The following is a 209-nucleotide window of genomic DNA, read 5'->3' as shown; positions in this document are numbered from 1 at the left end:
ACGGAAAGGCCCGCTGGAGCCGTACCCTGAATCGGCAAGCACACAGCCGAAACGCGCACCGGAGGCGATGACGCGGTCGATCTCCGCCAAGGCGATCTCTGGCTTGGTCGCTGCGCGGTGCTCGACTGGAACGCCCGCACGCTTCAAACCACCGGATTACTCGTCCAACTCTCGGGAACGAAGAGACGTAATGCCACCATGACCGGCAC

General features: G+C 63.2%; 1 pseudogene. It reads right to left on the bottom strand.

Annotated features, from left to right (window positions below):
• Positions 1-209, bottom strand: a pseudogene (locus KJQ96_RS39920) (transposase); the annotation flags it as partial.

This window comes from Bradyrhizobium sp. sGM-13, from assembly GCF_018398875.1.
Taxonomy (GTDB): domain Bacteria; phylum Pseudomonadota; class Alphaproteobacteria; order Rhizobiales; family Xanthobacteraceae; genus Bradyrhizobium.
This window is presented reverse-complemented; position numbering and strand designations above follow the sequence as displayed.